Here is a 19,086-nt window from a genome sequence, read left to right on the forward strand (position 1 = left end):
TGCGCCACTCCCGCGCGCCAACGCCTCCCCTCCAGCCACGCCCGACTTGCCGCCCCCGCTTCAGCCGGCCCGCCGACTTGCCGCCCCGCTTCAGGCGGCCCGCCGACCTGCCGCCGCGCTTCAGGCGGCCACGCGCGCCCTACCGCTTCGCGTCAGCCACGCCGACCTGCCGCCCCGGTTCAGGCGGCCACGCCCGACCTGCCGCTCGTCTTGAGCAGGCGCCGGCCTCGGCTCCGCTCAGCCCGCGCCCTCCCTACCGCTTCGCGTCAGCCACGCCGACCTGCCGCCCCGGTTCAGGCGGCCACGCCCGACCTGCCGCTCGTCTTGAGCAGGCGCCGGCCTCGGCTCCGCTCAGCCCGCGCCCTCCCTACCGCTTCGCGTCAGCCACGCCGACCTGCCGCCCCGGTTCAGGCGGCCACGCCCGACCTGCCGCTCGTCTTGAGCAGGCGCCGGCCTCTCCGCTCAGCCAGCGCCCTAGCACCGCTCAGCCGGCGCACGCCTGCCTGGTCAGCCTTCGTCTTCCCCTGTCGCCCATGAGCCGGGCAGCTCAGGGTAGGCCCGGCTTGCCCGGGGCAACCCGCTCGCAGTGGCAACCCGGCCGTCGACGCGAAGGGACCTTCGGCGTCGGCGACCGGGCGTACGTAGTACAGGAGGTGTTTGAAGCGGATGAACTACCAGGGCATGGAGATGAAGGGGGAGCTGTAGTCGTCGACTTCTTCGAGGATCGAGGCGGCCGCCTCGGGGGTGATGTCGGCGCGCTCCTTCTCGGCGGTGATCATCTGTTGCAGCAGCCGCGTCTCGCCGGCGGTTGCCAGGCCGGTGATCTCCGGATGCCCGTTCAGCAGCCAGGCCGTGGCCGCCGAGATGTAGCGCTGTTCGTCGAACGGCCGGTACCAGGTGTCGTACGTCTTCTCCTCGCCGTCCTGCCAGTTCCGCCGGGCGATCATCTTGATCGTCATCAGGGCGGCGTCCGATGCCCGGACGGCTTCCACCAACTCGGCGTAGTCGTCGGCGTACTGCGGATCGGTCGACAACCGGTAGTTCAGCGGCGTCAGCACGCTGTCGAAATCGAACCGGCGCAGCCCTTCGCGGTGCACCGACGGCGCGGCCGCGGTGTGCCCGGTGATACCGATCGCGCGCACCAGGCCCTCCTCCTTGGCCCGGATCGCCGCCTCCAGCGAGCCACCCTTGCCGGTGACCAGGTCGAGGTTCTCCAGATCGCAGACCGCGTGCATCTGGATCAGGTCGACGTGGTCGGTCTGCAGCCGCTCCAGCGACCGGTTGATCTCGGTCCACGCCTCGTCGTACGTGCGCCGACCGGTCTTCGTGGCCAGGAAGATCCGGTCCCGCATCTCCGCCATCCGCGGTCCGAGCCGCAGCTCCGCGTCGCCGTAGTCGGCAGCCACGTCGAAGTGGTTGATGCCGGCATCGAGCGCGAGCTGGATCGAGGCATCCGCCACGTCCTGGTCGACCCCGCCGAGCGCCGCCGCGCCATAAATCAGTACCGAGCTTTGGTGTTCGAGCCGCCCGAGCCGCCGAGTCTCCATGCCAGTCCTTCCGTGGGGATCTGTGATCGTTCAAAAGCCTAGTACTTCGCCCCCTCGCCACGGCAAGGTTTTCCACAGGCTGGGCACGGGAATCGGTTACTATGCGTGATCAGTTGGTGCGGTCCGCTTACCATGTTGTTCGCACGGATTTTCGAAGCTGTCGGGTCCGTATGGCAGGGTGTGCGCAGCCTGATCGAAGCGGGTCGGGCATGAGAGAGGAGCTATGGCGACGGTACCGAAGGTGTCACGCTTCGAACCGAGGTGTGCATCTGTGCGCGAGTGGGGTAACAGTATGGCTGCGGGGAGCGATCTAGCATCCGGATCCTGGCCTCAGGACTCCCGGAGGACAGTTGCTTGCCGTATTCTCCCGGCTACTGTCCGCGTAACTGCTGTCTGAGGGGCGGGTAGCGATGAGTTGGTGGCGAACGTTGCTGAATCTGCCGCCAAAAGGTGAGCACTGGGCGGACCAGCGGCGCACGAAGCAAAGCCGTCCGAAGAAGGCGGGCAAAGGACGCCCGCAGAACACCGCACCGGAGTGGTGGGCCCACCCCGATGGACCGGTGTCGCCGACGCCTCGGCAGGCACAGGGTGTAGCGGCGCAGTACAGCGCTCCGCCGCCGGATGCGGGTGGAGTCATGGCGCCTCCTCGGCGACCCCAGCAGCCGCCCGCCCACCGCAGTACGACGGCGCCCGGCCAACCGGCTCAGCAAGGCCCGCGCCCGCCGGAGCGGCTTCGGCAGAGATCACCGCACGGCGCCCACGCCGCCCCAATGCCACTGCAGGCGCCTCTCGAGCCGAATCAGACACCCTGGTCGACCGAGCCGGAATCCTCGTTCTCGACCTGGGCACGGCGCTTTTTCCGCGGCCTGGTGGTTGCCGTGCTGTTGCTCGCTGCGATCTCGGGTGTGCGGTCTTGGATCCGGCCTGACAGAACCCCCTCGACCGTGGTGAGCGGCCAGTCGGGCTATCCCGCCAACGAGGCCCGGGCGATCGCGACCCGCTTCGCCGTCTCGTACCTGAACTGGGACGAGGACAACCCCGACGCCAGGCCGCAGCAGCTCAGCGTGGACCTCGCGGCCGGCCTCGACGCGCGCGGTGGCTGGAACGGCCGCGGTAAACAGACCGCCAACGCGGCGTACGCGGGGGAGGTCACCGTCGATCCGGGTGGCGTCGCGGCAGTTGTCGACGTCCGGGTGCAGGTGCGCCCGTTCACCCGCAGCGGCCGCAACTGGGTCGGCGGCCAGTACAGCTGGCGCCGCGTCTCGGTGCCAGTGGCCCGTACGGCGTCGCGCGTGGTCGTCAGCGGAGCGCCGACCTTCATGCCCGACGACCGGGCCGCACTACCGGACAACATGCCCGAGGCGGCCGCGCCGGACGACGACTTGACCGCGGCAACCCTGAAGGACGCGGAAGCGTTCTTCAGCGCGTACGCCGAATCGGACACCAAGGTGGCCGCGGTGACCGCGCCGGGCGTGACCATTCGCAGCCTGGGCGGAACGGTCAAGCTGGACCAGTTGAAGGACTGGCAGGTCTACATCGGAAACGACGACGAGCGAAAAGCCACCGCCGCCGTCACCTGGGACGGTACTGGGGACACCACCCTCGACCAGACCTACACGCTCACGCTGCGGCGCACGGTCGCCGTGAACGGAGCACAACGATGGCAAGTGGCTGCCGTCGGATGACCACCGTTACAAGGGAGATGCCGCAATGATGACTCACCAACTGGCCGCGAGCGTGGTGGAGCTCGTCGTGCCGCTCGCCGACCCCAACGTCCCGACAGGCGCGGATTTCAAGGACTGGGTCCTGGTCATCGCGGGGAACATCTTCATCGCCATCCTCGTCCTGCGCGCGATCGGGCACTACTTCAAGCGGGAGTGGGGCGAGCTGTTCGGCCACATCGCCGCGGGCGTCCTGGTCGGCGGCTTGATCTATGCCAACAACCAGACGATCAACGTGCTCAAGGGCTTCTGGGGATTGCTGTCCGGAGGTAATTGATGCGCGTCGGCCGGACCCTGACCCACCACTTCGAGATCGAGACCCGGCAGTACGACCTGCTCGGGATCGACCTCGGAGAAGGCGCCCGTCGCCGGATGATCATCTTCGGTGCGGTGATCATCATCGCCTGGATCGCTTTGCTGGTGCCCTTCATCGGGGTGCCCAAGAAGCCGACCGTCAGCCTGTACGTCGTACCGCCGTTCGTGATCACCGCGTTCGGCTGGCGCGCGGGCAAGCACCACGAACGCCGCCGCCGCGTGACCGAGTGGGCGCTCGCCGTCCGCTACGCGTTGCGCTCCCACCGCCCGATCATCGGACTCGGCGCCCGGGCCGCCGACAAGACGGAGTACCTGCCATGGCGTGAGCGCATCGCGACCCAGAAGGTGGCCAACCTGGCGAGAGCCAGGGTGACGCCGGAATGGGATCGCGAGGTCGTGGTCGACATCGATCCCCAGGTCCGCGCGGGAGCGGACATCACGGTGAGCCAGCGTGCTCGCCTGCTGGGGGCGGATTACGTCCAGAAGGTCAGCCGCAGGACACCGTCGGGGAAGAGGCACTGATGAAGATCGCTGACAAGTTCCTGAACCTGGTCGGGATCGGCCGGGACCGTGGCCTGCCACCGCCCCGGCTGGTGGCCATCGCCGACGGTCTGCTGGTGACCGAGCGCAGCGCCGAGGCGTGGTTCCTGATCTCGGTCGCGAACACCGACCTGGCCACCGAGGCCGAGCAGGATGCCGCCCTCGACGCCGCGGTGAGTGCCGCCGCGACGATCCTCGGCGACCGGCTCAGCCACCTGAAGGTCGTCTGGGGCCGCTCGACCGGTCAGGACTACCTCGACAGCGTGGCCGGCCACTACCGGCTCGGCGACCACGAGGCCTGGGCCCAGACCCGCGCCGACCGCATCGACGAGATGCGGATGCCGGAGCGGTACGTCGCGCTCGGCGTGCACCTCAGCGATCGGGACCCGCGCGCCACCGCGCAGGTCCGCGGCTCCATCAGCGACGCCCTCGGTACGACGTCGTGGCGCGTCAGCGCGCGCGAACTCGCGCACCTGGACGAGCGCGTCCGCAAGCTCGGCCGCCAGCTCGGCTCCACCGTCTGGCGCGCCCACACCGCACCCGCCGAGGTGATCTCCTGGCTGATCAGCCGCGAGATGCACCGCGGAGCCGTCGCCGCGCCGCGCCGTGGCTTGATCACCGGCGCCTCGCTGGCCCGGCTGACGTCCGGCCGGGTCGTGCCGTACACCGACCACCTGCGCATCTACGACGCCCGCGGCCAGATCGCGGCGTACACGACCGTGCTCGCGATGACCGACTTCCCCGAGGAGCTGGAGACCCCAGGCGCCGGGGAATGGCTGCGGACGCTGAGCGAGATCAAGGCGATCGACGACGACGGCGACGAGATCGACGTGACCGTCGAGGCGTCCGTGCGGTTCCGGGTGCTGACCAAGAAGACCGCGCGGCACCTGGTCGACGAGACCCGCAAGAGCGCCAAGGAGCAGCGGCGCTCGGCTGCCAAGGGCACCGCCGAGGAGACGGCCGACGAGATCGTCGAGACCGAGCGGATCATGCGCGAGGTCAAGCGCGACATCAACCGGTCCGGCCTGACGCTGGTCGAGGATCACCCACGACTGCTGGTCAGCGCGGATACGCGCGAAGACCTCGAGACCTATGTCGACGCGGTCGTCGCGCACTATGCCGACCGCGGTATCACTGTGGCCGCCGGCGCCGACGAGCAGCGCGATCTCTGGCTGGAATCGCTGCCAGGCGACCAGCTCCGGGTGCCGGATCTCGGCCACGTCCGCGAATCGACCGCATTCTTCGGCTCCTGGTTCTGGGGCGGCGCCTCGATCGGCGACGCGACCGGCCCGGCGATCGGTTACCTGACCGGCTCCACGCCCGGCCTGGTCCGCTTCGACGCCGCTGCTGGTTCGGCCCTTGGCGACGCGACGACGACTTTGTTCCTCGGCCGCTCGGGTCGAGGCAAGACGACGGCCGCGATGCTCGGTGGTCTGGACTCGGCCTTCGCCGGCGCCTGGGTTCCTCTTCTGGATTTGAAGGGCGACGCGGCCGGTGTTTCGGCAGTGGCCGCGGAGTACGGCGTACCGACTGCTGTCATCGAGATCACGGCCCAGTTCTCCGGGGCGGCCGACCTCCTTCGTGTGCTGCCCGTCGACGACGCGTTGTTGCAGGCGCCTTCGCAGTTGATGCTTCTGCTCCCGCCACATCTGCGTGGTGCCGCCGAAGCTCCCGTGATGGCGGCGACCCGCGCCGAGATCCAGTCGCCCGACCCGTCGTCGTGGGGCGTCATCCAACGCCTCTGCGCCTCCGAATCCGAGACCACCCGCACGGTCGGCTTCGCCCTGCGCGACCTGGTCGAGACGGGCCTCGGCTCGGTCGTCGCCGGCCCACCCTCGGGCCTGTCCTCCTTGACCACGAACCCGGGCCTCTGGGTAGTCCAGATGCCGGGCCTCACCCTGCCCTCGCCCGAATCGGCCCCGGAATCGTGGTCCCCGATCGAACGCGTCGGCATGGCCTGCCTCCGCGGCTGCCTCGCCTGGATGGTCCGTACGACGGGTCGCCGTGAGTTCCGCGGCCGCTCCAAGGTCGTCATCGTGCCCGAGGTCCACCTGCTCACCAAGACCCCCGACGGCGCTTCGTTCCTCGACTACATCGCCCGGGTCGGCCGTGCGCTCGGCGCCTCCCTCGTCCTGGACACCCAGGACCCGGCGTCGATCCTGAAACTCCCCGGCCTGGTCGAGCAGATCACCACGCTCTTCGCCTTCAGCCTGCGCTCCCGCGAACAGGTGGACTCACTCCTCGAGCTCCTGGGTCGCCCGCAGACCCCGCCGTACCAGACCCTCGTCCGCGGCATCAACACCGCCGCCAACGGCAAGAGCATCCGCCACGGCCACTGCATCATGCGCGACCGCTGGGACGAGGTAGCCACGGTCCAGATCGACATCCCGAGCCAACGCGTAGCCGACCTCCTGCGTACCACCCCGGAGTCGGAACACGACCTCGAACCCACCGTCCCGATCGCCGCCCCGTACGAAAACCCAGACCCCTTCGCAGACGACTACGAGGATCTCGACGACGCCCTGGAACCAGCAGCCCAAGCCCACGCCCAAGCAGCCGCCCACACCCAGGAACCGATCCAGGACGACCCGCTCCCGTCGGTGCCGGTCGTAGAGACCTCAAGCCACCACGCCCCACCCACGCCACCTCCCCCCGCCGTGTCTTCCCCCACCCCCCAGGTAGCCCAACAAAACGGCGCAGCCCCCGCCCCCGCAGCCCCCAACGGCTCCGCAGCGCCCTCTAACGGCTCCACATCCCCCTCGAACGCCTCCCCAGTCCCGCACCCACTCCGGCCGCTACGACGAGCCCATCGGCCCCGACGAGGTCTACGACCAAGAAGCCGACGAAGCCGCCTACAACGAGGCGATGTACCCCTCCACCCCAGACGACGACCCAACCCCCACCAGCTCCCCCAAAAAGGAGCACGTCGCATGAGGTCCCCGCGCAGACTCCGTACTGCGCTGACGACCGTGGCTGTGAGCACCATCCTCTTCTGCCAAACAGCCCTGGCCGCCGACCCCAACACCGGCCCCACCAACCCCACCGGCTTCGCCGACCTCCTCCCCACCCCCGACCTAACCCACGGCGACACCAGAACCCTCTTCGAGCAATACAGCCCGATGGTCTACGGCCTCGATTTCGACACAAGCATTCGCGATCCGTTAGAGGCTGTTTTCAACGGTTATGCACATCTGGTGATGATGTACATCGTCGCTATCACTAGGGGTGCCATCTCAGTGGGCTGGTGGCTTTTCTCCTTCACCGACATCAAGCCTCTGACAGAGGCGACGTCCACGACGATCGGCGCTACCAGCACGCAACTGGTCGGCTGGCTGCTACCTTCTGCGCTCGCATTCGGTGCGATCGCGGCGTATGCACAACGTCGGAGTAGTGGAAGTGCGTTGGGACAATTGGTCTGGGTGTTGGTCGCGGGTGTGCTGAGCATCAGCTTTGCGCTCGCTCCAGCGACCTGGCTCAAAGGAGTGGATGGAGCCCGGCAATTGGGGGCGGGCGCGGTGATGAGCGCCTCATCCGACGCAATGGGCCCCACCATGCAGAGTCCAATCGCCTGGCCCGAGCCAGGATTCAGCGGCACATCGCGCGATACCCTTCTCAGGAAATCCGCTGACGCCAGTTGGCGTGGGTTTGCCGTTACGCCGTGGTGCATTGCTGAGTTCGGGTCCTTGGCGGCCTGTCAGCGATACGGCAAGGGCATGCTGGATGCGGGCACGGACTCAGACGCGCGGAAGAAGTACGTCGACACGGTGGTGACTCCGGCGGAAGGCGGCGGTGACGCGGCGACCGTGAAATGGACCAAGGGGGACAATGCCTTCGGTCGTGTGGGAGTTGTCATGCTGGCGGCTATCGCTGCCACGCTCTTCGCGTTTTTGAACATCGCATTGGCGTTCACGGCGTTGATGGCATTCGTGGGATGCTTGTTGTTATTGGTGGTCGGTGTGTTTTTCGCATGCTTGTGGATCATTCCGGGCCGTCCTCGCCAATGGGGATTGAACTGGTTCGAAGCACTCATCGGTCTGGTCCTGCAGTCATTCCTGGCGATGCTTGTCTTCGGTACCGCTCTGACTTTGGTGACGGCCGTGTTCAGCCTGAGCGGCACGCTCGGATGGTTGCCGGTGAGTGGTCTGGCAATCGCCGTTCTGATCGCGGGCTTCCGACTGCGTCGGCTTTTGGACAATCTGACCACGATGATGAGGCCCGGTGCGGGCAGCATCATGCTCGGGGGGCTTGCGCGTAGGGGTGCGACTGGAGCCGTTCGCCGGATGCTCGGTGCATTGAGCAGCCGAAGCTCCGCGCCGTCGATAGCCGAACGCAGTCGGGAAAGGAACGCTCCGAGTGAGGGAGGAACCCAGCGGGTTTCGTCGGTGCGGGTCTACCGGCAGGCACCTGCGGCGGGTGTGCTGGCTCGTGCGGGTTCGGGGAGCAGTCCTCACGAGCTGACGACCGGAGCCGAACGTCGGAGAGCTGATGGTGGCGCGGGGGCAGTTGGTGGAATGGCTCCCGGTCAGCACACCGGTGGAGAGCCTGTACGCGGAGCCGGCGCAAGCTCGACGCGGACGACCTCGGCGCTGAACTTGGCCAGGGCTCGGACTCAGTCGAGAACCGAAGGCCGCCGGACCATCTCGGTCTCGGCTGCCGGCGCCGCTCCGGCGGCCGCGGCCGGAGGTGGGTCGGCCAAGGGTGGGTCAGCAGACGCACCCAAGGGACGTCACTCCCGGCGGCCTCAACCCAGTACTGCCAGCGACGTTCGGTACGAGCCACGGATCAGCACCCCGTCGGCCAGCCTTCGGGAAGGGCCGCCGAAGGCTCCGCGTGTCCGGCGCCGCTCGCCCGGGCAGCAACAGCGTCGCTTCCGGGAGTACTCCTCCTTCACCAAAGACGGCGTAACCGTCCACGTGCCGGCGCGCAGGTGATGGTCGATGGCACGCAGACGGCGCGATGCACCCGACCGTCGGGAGGGATCCAACAGCAGGCCGGGGAATCGCGCCAACAGAGGTGAATCGGCCGGCGACTACGACCGGACCTCGGATCGCCCTCGCCCTCAGGCTCCCGACGGTTGGCGCTCATTGATGAGCACCGACTACGACTACCCGGATGATCTGGACGAGCTCGACAGCCGGAGCCGGCGGCGAGCCAAGAAGAATTGGCGGCGCGATGACCACGCGCAGCGGATGGACTGGCTTCGAAGTCAGCGCCAGGCTGAACCGACAAGTCCGGTAGCGGTCATTGCGGTCGTCGTCCTCTTGGCAATCGTTATTCTCGGGCTGGGCGGAGGTCTGCCACGGCTTCTCGGCGGTGACGATTCCTCGGACAAGAAGCCGGTGGGCCTGCTCACTCCTGGCGGACCTGTCGTGCTTCCGACAGTGCCGGCATCGAGTCGGACGGGCTCCGACCTCCCGAGCGGGGCTCCGTCGTCGGTACAAACGACACCACCCCCGGAGACGAGGCGACCTGGTGCTGAGGTAACCGCCAAGGCGTCTGAGGTCGTTGGTGCCTGGGCGCGCGAGTTTTATACCCGCGATCCTGCTGCCGAGACCTATGCGGCGCTGGTTGCGAAATGTGCCAAATACACGACACCCGAAGTCGCCGCCAGCTTCAGCTCGGCCGGCGATCCCACCTACGAGGCCCTCAAGAAGGACGCTGGAAAGTCGACCGTGCTGGCGGCATCCGTGAGCGCTCCACAGCCGGATGCTGCGCCGGTCGACACGCCGACCAGAATCACCCGTTTCGTCAAGGTCACCATCAACGTCACGGGCAAGAGCGCGCAGCGATTCGACCTACCGCTCCTCATCACCGTGGTAAGTCAGAACGACCAGTGGCTCATCAGCGACGTATCGGGCGGGACCGGTCCATGAGCGCCGTGCGGGAGGTCTGATGTTCGACGAGCGCGATTTGGGCCGGGCTGTCACGTTCGCCAATAGGGGCATTTTCCTGAAGGCGACAGGGGTGCTCGCATTGGTAGGTGTCGTGAGTCTGCTGATGCTTGCCCCCTTCGGAGGCGCCAGTACGTCGCAGGCCGCTTGTTCGCCCTTGGCACCAGGCCAGGGTGGCGACCCGAATCCTGGCGGGTCGCTGCGAGACACCCAGATAGCGTTCGCGAAAATCATCGACGAAGTAGCTGTTCATCGTGGCCTGCCTGGTCAGGCGACCCTGGTAGCACTGATGACGGCTCTGCAGGAATCGCAGCTTCAGAACCTGACCTACGGCAGCGCGGATTCCGTCGGGTTGTTTCAGCAGCGGCCCTCGACCGGCTGGGGCGACCGGGACCAGATCTTGAAGCCTCGCTATGCGGCAAACGCGTTCTTCGGCGGGGCGGCAGCGCCGAGCCCGCCTGGACTGGTCGACATCGACGGATGGCCGCAGATGTCCTACAACGACGCGGCTCAAGCCGTCCAGGCCTCAGGACATCCGGATCTGTACGCGCAGCACGAACAAGAGGCGAAGGACATCGCGGCAGCCGCCGGCATCGACCTGAACCGATCAGGAGATCCGTACGCCGGCCGGGCTGGCGGCGCCCCACCGAACGAAGGCAACGAGAATCTCGCCGAGGACGAATGCGGGCAGGGGCTGGTCGCGGGACGACCGGTTAATGGGGTCTGGCCGGAACAGGACGCGACCGTGACGGACCCGACTGGGACCGGCGGGATGGTCACTCCGCGAACGGCGGCGTGGGTGGCGCAGGCGCAGAAGACCCTCGGAGCCCTCAGCATGACTTGCTGGGATGCGCACGCTTGGAATCCCACCAGCGACCATCCGAAGGGGCGAGCCTGTGACGTGATGGTCGGCGCTGATGCGCGGCGCTCCCCGGCGGCGAAGGCGCGCGGAGACCAGATCGCGAATTGGGCGATCCAGACCGCTGGGCAAACCGGAGTTCATTACGTGATCTGGTACGGCAAGATCTGGTCTGCGCGGCGCGGCACCTGGATTCCGTACAACGGCGGTGGCGTATACAACCCAACCGATGCGACCGGTGGGCACTACGACCATGTTCACGTCTCGCTCTGGTGACGAGAACCGTAAGTTTCTCCAGTGTCGATCTCCCGCCCGAGGAAGCGAGTGTGCAATGACCGGCCCGTATGATCCGAACGATCACAACGGCCCCGCGGGCGAAAACCCGTGGCAACCAACAGAACCCCCGTACGGCCCGCCGAACCCCCTTCCGCCGCCACCCAGGGCGCAGTTGCCGTCGGACGCCGGAGGTCGGTCTGAGCCACGGGGGCGGGTCGAGATCTCCGCGGCAACGGCACTCTTCTCGGCTGTGCCGTGGTTCTTCTGGAGTTTCGTAGTCGTCTCATGGCTGGCAGGGATTGTCGGCTTCGGGTGGGGCTGGATCATCGTCCTGCTCTGGGTGTTGTCCGGCGCCGTGGTCTTTCTTCGGCCAGTCGAAGACCTTGTCGCTCGTTACCTGTTCAGATTGCGCAAGCCGACACTGGTCGAGCAACAACGGCTCATGCCGGTCTGGCAGCAGGCGACTGGACGTGCTGGTGTCGATGGGACCAAGTACTTCTTATGGGTACAGGAGTCGGACGAAGTCAACGCAAGTCCTACTCCCGGTCACACGGTCGCGGTCACCAGGTGGGCGCTTTATACATTGCCTGGCTCGCATCTGGAAGCAGTTCTCGCGCACGAACTCAGTCACCATTTAGGTGGTCGCACCTGGTTGAGCCTGCTCAGCTTCTGGTATTCGATCCCCGCCCGCTGCGCCTTGATCGCGGCGCGGGCGATTATGCGGCTGATGAGGGCAGTCCCAGCGGTCGGTTGCGCTATTGGGGGCTTCCTCCTGATCGCGTACGTCGGCATTCTTCTCGCCGTACTGACTTTCGGTAAAAGCCTCACGTTCCCGCTGCTCTTCTTGACTCCGTTCGTCGCTCCACCGATTCTTGCTTGGCTGAGCCGACGAGATGTCAAGCAGGCGGATCGGCGGGCTGCGGCTATGGGGTATGGGGCGACGTTGGTGCAGGTGTTCTACGGGTGGCAGATGCAGCATCAGCAGACGTTGGGGCGGGAAGGCAGCCGGCGGTCGCAGTTGATGTCCAGTACGCCGTCCGTGGTAGAGCGCGTTCAGGCGCTGGAGGGTAGTCGCTGATAAGCGCACATACGCGCTAGTGGCTGCGGTTTCGGCTTGCTTTTGCAGGCTTGTGGTTCGGGGGAGTGGCTAGAGGTATTTGATCTCAGTGGCCGCGGTCGACGGCGTGGCGAAGGTTAGTAGGTGTTCGGCTTCGGTGGAGATTGCGGTGCGGGCCGGCCTGGTCAGTTTGGTGAGGGGTTCGATTTCCAGGGTGGCGGATTTCTTGCCCTGCCGTATGAGTTTCCACATTGCGGTTACTCGGCCGTCGTGGAGGACTGCGCCTCGGGTGAGGACCTCTTGGAGGAGGCGTTCGCGGAGGGGGTCGGAGAGCCAGCGGGTTCGGTTGGTGTGGGAGAGGAGGAGGTTGTCGTATTCGGGGAGGAAGCGGGTGGGGACCTCGAGGTCTTCTGGGGGGAGGTCGATGGTGGGGAGGTCGAAGAGTTCTCGGGAGGTGGCGGCGTCTGTGTAGGTGCGGAGTTGGGGGCGTAGGCGGTCGAAGACTTCGGTGAGGTGGGTGAGGCCGGACCAGGATTGGGCGTCGGCGACCGAGGCGGGGCCGTAGGCGGCGAGGTAGCGGAGGACGAGGTTGTCGATCGACGGGGTTGGGGTCACGTCTGAGCCGAGCCAGAGGGCGGCGGTCGACATGGTGGGGTTGCCGGACTTGCCCCAGACGCCGCGGGGTGGGATCTGGATAGTGGGGAGCAGGCAGCGTACGGCGTGGGCCAGGGATGGGGCGTCGCGGTTGGGCCAGAGGGGCTGGAGGTGTTCGCGGAGTTCGGCTGCCGTGGCGGGGGAGGTGGCCAGGCGGGCGGCGCCGGCGGCGAGGACGGCATCCATGTCGAGGCCCTCGAGGCGTTTGCGGCCGTAGGTCTGGTTGGCGAAGACCTCCCGTTCGAGACGGGGCTGGACCAGCGGCCGGATCGCCAGGAAGTCGCGCGAAGACATCAGGTGGATCGTTGCCCTCATCATCGAGCCGCGGACCGCCTGCCGGTTCTCCAGCAGCGAGGCCAGTTCGGAGGTCTCGAAGGAAGCCAGCCGCGACCACAGGCCGACGTACGGCGAGAGGGGGACCTGGGCCTGCATGCCGACGAGGTGCTCCACCGCTTCGAGTGCGGTGGCGGTACGGCGTTCGGTCAGCCACTGTCTCTCCAGCGTGGCACGGTTCAGGGCGCGCAGACTCAGCTTCGTCATGGCCGATCCTCTCCTCAGGTCTGCAGCAAACTCTAGGAAAGGTTCAGGCCAGATCCTGTCCTCTACTCGCCACCCAAGCAGACGCGAGCAGGCCCATGCAGGGCGCAAGCAGGCGCAAGCAGACAACTAGATGTTTTCCCTTGCCCCGTCAGAATGACGCGAAGTTTTGCTTCCCAGCAGGGTGTCCGGCGAACTAGTGTCGCGACGGATCGTAGTCGTACCACCACGGTCGTCCACCATGGGAGGGAATGCGCATGACCAAGCACCTGCGCCGCCGGCAGGCGGTCGCGGCCATGACTGCCACAGCGGCGGTCCTGGCACTCGGGATGTCGTTCACCAGCGCAGCGGGGGCCGCGCCGGCGAAGGGCACCAGCACTGTCGCAGTGCCGGCCAACCTGAAGCTGATCAAGACCAAGACATCCCTGCTCGGCAAGCACTACTGGTACCAGCAGACCTTCAAGGGCCTGCCCGTGATCAACGGGTACTACGCCCAGCACACAGACAAGTCGGGCAAGGTCGTCCAGACGAACGACGGCCGCGACGCCGTACCGGATTCGCTCGACGTGAGCGCAAAGGTGCCCGCGGCAACGGCGACCCAGTCGGCCAACACCGTCGTAACGGCGCGCGCCGCCCGGAGCCGGATCGCGGCACCGAACAAGAACGGTACGCCGACGCCGACCGCCACTCAGGGCGCCGCCCAGCTGGCTGTCATCGGTGGCCCGAATGCCCGGCTGGTCTGGAACGTCACGTCGCGCTCGAGCGAAGGTGTCAGCCGTTCGCTGGTCGACGCCAAGTCGGGCGCCGTCGTGGACTCGAAGGTGATCAGCCACAACGCCGACGGCAAGGGCTCGGTGTTCGACCCGAACCCGGTCGTCACGCTGAAGAACGAGAACCTGACCGACCAGAACGACCAGAACCAGGACGCGCTGTTCCTGGCGCAGAAGAACGTCATCCTGCGCAACCTGGACGGGTCGGGCAAGCTCAACGGCACCTATGTGAACATCAAGGAGGCCAAGGGCGGCCTCGCGTCGAGCAAGACGAACACCTTCGTCTACCAGCGGCACAGCGACAAGTTCGAGCAGGTCGAGGCGTACTACCAGGTCAACCAGACCCAGGAGTACATCCACTCGCTCGGCTTCAAGGACGTGAACAACGAGTCGCAGGACTTCTCGATCAACACGTTCGCCGGTGACAACTCGTTCTACGACCCGTCGACTGACATGATCACGATGGGCGAGGGTGGCGTCGACGACGCCGAGGACGCCGAGGTGATCTGGCACGAGTACGGTCACGCGATCCAGGACGACGTCGTCCCGGGCTTCGGCGAGTCCGAGCAGGCGGGAGCGATCGGCGAGGGCTTCGGCGACTACTGGGCCGTGCAGCAGTCCATCCCGGTCAGCAAGGGGTACGACATCCCCTGCGTGATGGACTGGGACTCCACGTCGTACACGGACGGGCCGAAGCACTGCCTGCGTCGTACGGACACGGGCAAGACCACCGACGACATCGACGGTGAGGTGCACGACGACGGCGAGATCTGGTCGAACGCGCTCTGGGACATCCAGAAGTCGCTCGGCCGGACCAAGGCCAACAAGGTGATCCTGCAGGGCACGTTCTTCTACGCGCCGGACACCTCGTTCGCCGACGCTGCCCGGGTGACCGTGCAGTCCGCTCGCCTGCTCTACGGCAAGGCGGCCGCCGACCAGGTGACCACCGCCTTCAAGGCACGCAAGATCCTGTCCTAGCAAGAGCCGAGGCTCATGCGCCCACTGGCTACTGTGGGCGCATGAGCTGGAGCACTGCGGATATCCCTGACCTGACCGGGCGCCGCGCCCTCGTCACCGGCGCGACCAGCGGACTCGGCTACGAGACCGCGCTCGAGCTTCTGCGGCACGGCGCCGAGGTGATCCTCGCCGCGCGCAATCCGGAGAAGTCGGCCCGAGCGGCCGCGGATCTGAAGGCAACCACGGGACAGACGCCCGAAGTACTCGAGCTCGATCTCTCCGATCTGACGAGCGTCGCCAAGGCCGCCGCGCAGCTCACCGAGCCGCTCGACCTGCTGGTCAACAACGCGGGCGTGATGGCGACGCCGTACCGGCAGACCGTCGACGGGTTCGAGTTGCAGTTCGGCACCAACCACCTCGGGCACTTCGCGCTCACTGCCCAGCTCCTGCCGCTGCTGATGCGAGCCGACCGGCCGAGAGTCATCACCGTCAGCTCGTTCATGCACAAGTCGGTGCGGGGGATCAGTCAGGGCGACTTCCGGGCCGCGAACGGCTACCGGAAATGGGACTCGTACAGCAAGTCCAAACTCGCCAACCTGCTCTTCATGCTCGAGCTCGACCGGCGTGCCCGCGCCGCCGGATCCAGCCTGCTGAGCGCCGGCGCACACCCCGGCTACGCCTCGACCAATCTCCAGACGGCAGGCGCCGGGCTCGACGGCGTCACGCTGGAGTCGCGACTCCTGGGCCTCGGCACCAAGCTCGTCGCTCAGTCCGCGGCGGCGGGAGCAATGCCGACCTTGTACGCCGCGACGCTGCCCGGCCTACCGCCTGGCTCGTACGTCGGCCCGTCGTTCCTCGAGTTCCGCGGCGCACCCAAGATCGTCCGCCCGACCAGAACGGCGCAGGATCCGGAGCTGGCGCGGCGGCTGTGGGCCTGGTCGGTCGAAGCCACCGGACTCGACTTGTTCTGACGCAAAGTATCCAGCTAGTGACAGGCCGGCACAGAGGTGGTTACCCTTCGGTAAAACCGCCCAGTAACACCAGTCGGAGGTCACCGATGCGCAGACTCGTGATCGCCCTCGCCCTGATCGCCGCGAGCGTCGGTCTGGCCCCGATCCCAGCCGAAGCCGCACCAGGGTTCAGTACGGCGTACCAGCGCATCCCCGGCGCAGGTGGGACCGAGCTCGGTGCCGTCGTGCTCACCCCGACTGGCCAGGGTGCGGGGCCGTTCCCGCTCGTGGTGATGCCGTCGAGCTGGGGTGTGCCGAACGTCGAGTACGTCGGTCAGGGCAGCAAGCTGGCGACGGCAGGATTCCAGGTGATCTCGTACTCCAGCCGCGGGTTCTGGGACTCGGCCGGCGGGATCGACATAGCGGGGCCGCCGACCGTCGCCGACGTCAGCGACGTGATCGACTGGGCCGGCGAGCACACTCCCGCGGACACCTCGCGGGTCGCCGCGGTCGGTATCTCGTACGGCGCCGGCGTTTCGCTGCTCGCCTCGGCACAGGACCCGCGGATCAAAGCCGTCGGGGCGATGAGCGGCTGGGCGGACCTGATCGCCTCGCTGAACCCGCACGACACGGTCAATCTCCAGTCGGTCGCGGCGCTCCTTGCCCTTGGCAACCTCACCGGCAGGCCGGGTCCGGAGATGCAGTCGCTGCAGACCAAATTCGTCGGCGGCGACTTCGACGGGGCGATCGCGGAGGCCGAGGCGATCGCGCCGGTCCGGTCCGCCGCGACCATGGTGGACAAGATCAACGCCAACCATCCAGCCGTCTTCCTGGCGAACGCCTTCGAGGACTCGATCTTCCCGCCGACGCAGTACACGGACTTCTTCACGCGGCTGACCGGGCCGAAGCGGCTGCTCTTCGCGCACGGCGACCATGCGACGCCCGAGGTGACCGGTGCGATCGGCCTGCCGAACGAGGTCTGGGACGAGCTGGCCCCGTGGCTCCGGCATTTCCTGACCGGCGCAGACAACGGGGCCGATCAAGAAGCACCCGTACAACTCAAGTCCCAGCGAGGCGTCTGGCGGAGCTACCCGAACTGGGCAGCCGTCGGCACACCGCGTACGTCGTACTTGTCGAAGCCGGCCGGGTTGTCGAGGACCGGCGCGCTGCAGGGGAGTGCCGCGACTGGCTGGTCCAACGCCATCGGGGCGGGCGTTCCCACCGTGGCGGACAGCGGCGTCGCGATCTTGTCCGGCGCTTTGCAGGGTCTGCTCTCGATCCCCACCGGTGTCGCGATGCCCTTGGTGGACAGGAGTTTCGCCGGAGTCTGGTCGGGGCCGACGTACAGCTCGAGGACCGTGGTGAACGGATCGCCGCGATTGCATGTGACGGTGACGCCGAGCGGCGCCAACACGTCGCTGTTTGCCTACCTGTACGACGTCGACGCGCTCGGCGGTGGATCGCTCATCTCGCACAAGCCGTTCACCCTGCGCGCGGTGACTCCCGGAGTGGCGCGCGAGGTGGACATGCGGCTCGAGGCAACCAGTTGGGAGGTGCCGGCAGGACATCACTTGGTCCTGGTCGTCGACACGGTCGACCCGCGGTATCTCGGCCGGAGCTCGCTGGGGACCACGGTGCGCTTCAGCTCACCGGCGGGCGATCCCGCCTGGTTGAGCGTACCTGTTGCGTAGCGTGCAACTCAGATTGTATGTCTTGCCACATCGCTCCGGGTGGGCCACTGTGTGTGGTCGAACCGGCACACACCTCGGAGGATGTTCATGGGTACGAGCCGCCGTCGTTTCCTCGGACTCACCGCCGCTGCCGTCGGCAGTGCCGCAGTGGGAGTCACGCCAGCCGGAGCGAGTTGCCGGGAGAGCGGGACGCTCTATCTCGGCACCTACACCTCGGCGGACGGCGGCGGCACCGGGATCGGACTCGCGACGTACGACGGCACCACCGGGGCGATCACGTCCACTGGCTCGCTGACCGGCGTACAGGATCCGTCCTTCCTGGTGATGGCTTCGTCCGGTCGATTCCTCTATGCCGTGAACGAGCAGACGAGTGGAGGCGTCACCGCGGTCGCGGTGGATGCCCCCGGCAAGTTGCGGGTGCTGAATCGCCAGCCCAACGGCGGTTCCGGGCCTTGCCATCTCGCGCTGGTTGCCAACGGCAAGTACTTGCTGAGCGCCAACTACGGCTCGGGTGATGTCGCGGTTCACCCTGTCCGCGCTGACGGCAGCCTCGGCGCGCGGACAGATCTGGTGAAGCACGTCGGAGCGACTCCACATGCGCACCAGGTGGTGCAGGATCCAACCGGCCGGTACATCCTCGCCGTCGACCTCGGCACCGACTCGATCTACACGTCCACGCTGTCAGCGACCGGCAAGCTCATCCAGAAGTCGCAGGCCAAGGTTGCGACCGGCGCCGGCCCGCGGCACCTCGCGTTCCACCCCAACGGCCACTACGCGTACGTCGCCAACGAGGTGAACAGCACCATCACGGTCTGCCGGTACGACGGAACGACCGGCAAGCTCACCCCGGGTGCCAGCCAGCCCACGGTGCCGGCCGGATCGCCGCAGAACTACCCCGGCGAGGTGATCGTGTCGCCGGACGGCCGCTTCGTCTACCTCACCAACCGCGGCCACAACAGCGTCGCGGTCTTCGCTGTCGAAGCGGCCGGCGCCTCGCTTCGCCTACTGGCGACGCCGTCGTGCGGCGGCAATTGGCCGCGCCACTGTGTCCTCGACCGCACCGGCACGTTGCTGTTCGTCGCCAACCAGAACTCGGGCAACGTCACCACCTTCCACGTCGACGTGCAGACCGGCGCGCTCACCAGGGCGTCGGACTTCAGCACACCGATTCCCGTCTGCGTTCTGCCGGCCTGACAGCGTCCGACATCCGCTGCCCTCGCGCGGGTGGCGGATGTTCGGTTTTGGGTGAGCTCTTGCGTTTCTGTGAGCCTCGGCTTTGAATAACGTGCGTGTCCGTTCGATCACGCTTCGTCATGACAGC

At 67.1% G+C, this 19,086-nt stretch carries 13 protein-coding genes; 11 read left to right on the forward strand and 2 right to left on the reverse strand.

Annotated elements, in window-relative coordinates; genetic code table 11:
• Positions 1–671: 671 nt before the first annotated feature.
• On the reverse strand, positions 672–1,547 hold the full coding sequence (locus DIZ26_RS00210; protein ID WP_112236524.1) for an aldo/keto reductase: 876 nt from the start codon (positions 1,545–1,547) through the stop codon (positions 672–674).
• Positions 1,548–2,494: 947 nt separating this feature from the next.
• On the opposite strand from DIZ26_RS00210, the gene DIZ26_RS37225 reads away from it, so the two are divergent.
• From DIZ26_RS37225 to DIZ26_RS00245, 7 genes are all read left to right on the forward strand, one after another.
• On the forward strand, positions 2,495–3,232 hold the full coding sequence (locus tag DIZ26_RS37225) for a conjugal transfer protein (protein ID WP_157979511.1): 738 nt from the start codon (positions 2,495–2,497) through the stop codon (positions 3,230–3,232).
• Between the two features lie 25 nt (positions 3,233–3,257).
• Positions 3,258–3,545: a hypothetical protein gene (locus DIZ26_RS00220; protein WP_112236526.1), complete on the forward strand. Its 288-nt coding sequence runs from the start codon at positions 3,258–3,260 to the stop codon at positions 3,543–3,545.
• Complete coding sequence (locus DIZ26_RS00225; RefSeq protein ID WP_112236527.1) at positions 3,545–4,105, forward strand: hypothetical protein; 561 nt, start codon at positions 3,545–3,547, stop codon at positions 4,103–4,105. The genes DIZ26_RS00220 and DIZ26_RS00225 overlap by 1 nt, the downstream gene beginning before the upstream one ends.
• Complete coding sequence (locus DIZ26_RS00230) at positions 4,105–9,054, forward strand: ATP-binding protein (protein WP_112236528.1); 4,950 nt, start codon at positions 4,105–4,107, stop codon at positions 9,052–9,054. Before DIZ26_RS00225 ends, DIZ26_RS00230 begins: the two co-directional genes overlap by 1 nt.
• Before the next feature lie 156 nt (positions 9,055–9,210).
• Positions 9,211–9,996 (forward strand): hypothetical protein, encoded by a 786-nt coding sequence (locus DIZ26_RS00235; protein ID WP_112236529.1) that lies wholly within the window; start codon positions 9,211–9,213, stop codon positions 9,994–9,996.
• Between the two features lie 19 nt (positions 9,997–10,015).
• Positions 10,016–11,149 carry a hypothetical protein gene (locus DIZ26_RS00240; protein WP_157979512.1) on the forward strand — a complete coding sequence of 378 codons (1,134 nt, stop codon included), beginning with the start codon at positions 10,016–10,018 and terminating at the stop codon, positions 11,147–11,149.
• A gap of 250 nt (positions 11,150–11,399) precedes the next feature.
• Entirely contained in the window at positions 11,400–12,227 is an 828-nt protein-coding gene (locus tag DIZ26_RS00245) for a M48 family metalloprotease (protein WP_157979513.1), read from the forward strand.
• A 69-nt stretch (positions 12,228–12,296) separates the two neighbouring features.
• Here DIZ26_RS00245 and DIZ26_RS00250 read toward each other — a convergent pair whose 3' ends face one another.
• A complete protein-coding gene (locus DIZ26_RS00250; RefSeq protein WP_112236532.1) occupies positions 12,297–13,400 on the reverse strand; it encodes a winged helix DNA-binding domain-containing protein in 1,104 nt (367 codons plus the stop codon).
• Positions 13,401–13,654: 254 nt separating this feature from the next.
• On the opposite strand from DIZ26_RS00250, the gene DIZ26_RS00255 reads away from it, so the two are divergent.
• The 4 genes from DIZ26_RS00255 (at position 13,655) to DIZ26_RS00270 (ending at position 18,959) form a co-directional block, all read left to right on the forward strand.
• Positions 13,655–15,145, forward strand: coding sequence for a M4 family metallopeptidase (locus DIZ26_RS00255; RefSeq protein ID WP_198675807.1), 1,491 nt, complete (start codon positions 13,655–13,657; stop codon positions 15,143–15,145).
• A 41-nt stretch (positions 15,146–15,186) separates the two neighbouring features.
• Entirely contained in the window at positions 15,187–16,095 is a 909-nt protein-coding gene (locus DIZ26_RS00260; RefSeq protein ID WP_112236533.1) for an oxidoreductase, read from the forward strand.
• An 86-nt stretch (positions 16,096–16,181) separates the two neighbouring features.
• Positions 16,182–17,765, forward strand: a complete 1,584-nt coding sequence (locus DIZ26_RS00265) for an alpha/beta fold hydrolase (protein WP_112236534.1) — start codon at positions 16,182–16,184, stop codon at positions 17,763–17,765.
• A gap of 87 nt (positions 17,766–17,852) precedes the next feature.
• A complete protein-coding gene (locus DIZ26_RS00270; RefSeq protein WP_112236535.1) occupies positions 17,853–18,959 on the forward strand; it encodes a lactonase family protein in 1,107 nt (368 codons plus the stop codon).
• Positions 18,960–19,086 lie beyond the last annotated feature (127 nt).

This window comes from Kribbella monticola (genome assembly GCF_003261635.1).
GTDB lineage: Bacteria > Actinomycetota > Actinomycetes > Propionibacteriales > Kribbellaceae > Kribbella > Kribbella monticola.